This is a genomic window from Parafrankia elaeagni, from assembly GCF_000374165.1.
Taxonomy (GTDB): Bacteria; Actinomycetota; Actinomycetes; order Frankiales; family Frankiaceae; genus Parafrankia; species Parafrankia elaeagni.
This window is the reverse complement of sequence record NZ_KB893704.1, coordinates 1-1,167: the sequence shown is the minus strand read 5'-3', so window position 1 is coordinate 1,167 and position 1,167 is coordinate 1. Positions and strand designations below refer to the sequence as shown.

General features: G+C 76.2%; 1 protein-coding gene and 1 pseudogene. One reads left to right on the top strand and one right to left on the bottom strand.

The features are described from left to right. Positions 1–524: pseudogene (locus tag B207_RS40515) on the top strand (hypothetical protein); the annotation flags it as partial. Positions 525–676: 152 nt separating this feature from the next. Here B207_RS40515 and B207_RS32770 read toward each other — a convergent pair. Further along, a partial coding sequence (locus B207_RS32770; protein ID WP_018635633.1) for a DUF3560 domain-containing protein occupies positions 677–1,167 on the bottom strand: 491 nt, incomplete at its 5' end.

Sequence of the window (1,167 nt, the reverse complement as noted above, 5' to 3'; positions counted from 1 at the left end):
GGATGTCCGGTGCGGCGAACCTCACCGCCGCCGGACCCGACGCCCTGACCGGTCCGGCGGGCGGATGGGTACCCACGATGGCGCTCTGGCCGGTCGCCGCCTTCGGTCTGGTCGCCGGACTCAAAGCCACCCGACCCACCCGACCCATCCTGCCGGCACCGGCGATGCGCACCACCCCGCCCGTCGAACCGGACCGACCGCCCGCTGACCGGACACCCACCGACCCCGACCGGACCGACCGGAGCGACCGGGCCGAGGAGACCGGGCCGCGCTGTGCCGATCGGGCTGAGGGCGGTGGGGAGACCGGGCCGCGACCGCCAGGTGTGCCGGCTGAGCTTCTCGCGGCCGGTCGGGCGGTCGCGGTGGACCTGGCCCGCCACGGCCGACCGGTCACCCGGACCGCGCTGGCCCGCGGTGTCCGCCAACGCGGGCACCGCTGCTCCACCGACAGGGCCGCACTCCTGCTCACCGCGGTCCGTGCCGACCCGCCCCAGCACCCCGCGGCCGGACCGCCCACTCCCTGACCTGGCCCCCGGCGGTACGACCGCCCGACTAGGGATGGCCCGCCTCTCCGGTTTCCGCAGAGGCGGGCCATCAGCGTGAAAGGGGGTCAGCGGCGGGGTCGGTGGTCGCTGACCTTGTCGTAGGTGAGCCGCCAGGTCTCTCCTTCCAGGTCTCAGTGCGGGATCGTCAGGGAGCGGGCGTTGACACGCAGGACCCGGTGCCAGCCCCCGAACGCGGCCTGCACCAGATCACCGGCCTGGAAGTCGGCGGGCCGCCAGACCTTCACCCCGGCCGTTTCCTGCTCGGCGACGTACCGGGCCCAGTGGGCGATCTCTGCGGCCCGTTGGGTGATGTCCGCCTCGACGCGGGCCTTCCAGGCGGGGTGGGGGGCCGGGCCGCCGGCTACGGTGCGGTGTGCCGCTGCGTGCAGGGCGCGGGTGTCCGCGCGCTGCGTCGCCTCCAGGGACGTGAGGCGGCGCAGGGCGGCCGGGACGTCGAGGCGGCTCTGCGCGTAGCGGGCAGCGGCGGCGGCTTTGCCGGCGTGGTGACTGGCGGTTGCGGTGGCGGCGCTGGCGGCGTCGTCGTGCCGGTCGGCGCGCGCCAGATCGCGCCGGTGGCCGGGCTCGGAGTGGTGACCGGGCAGGACACGCTGCCCGAGCGGGA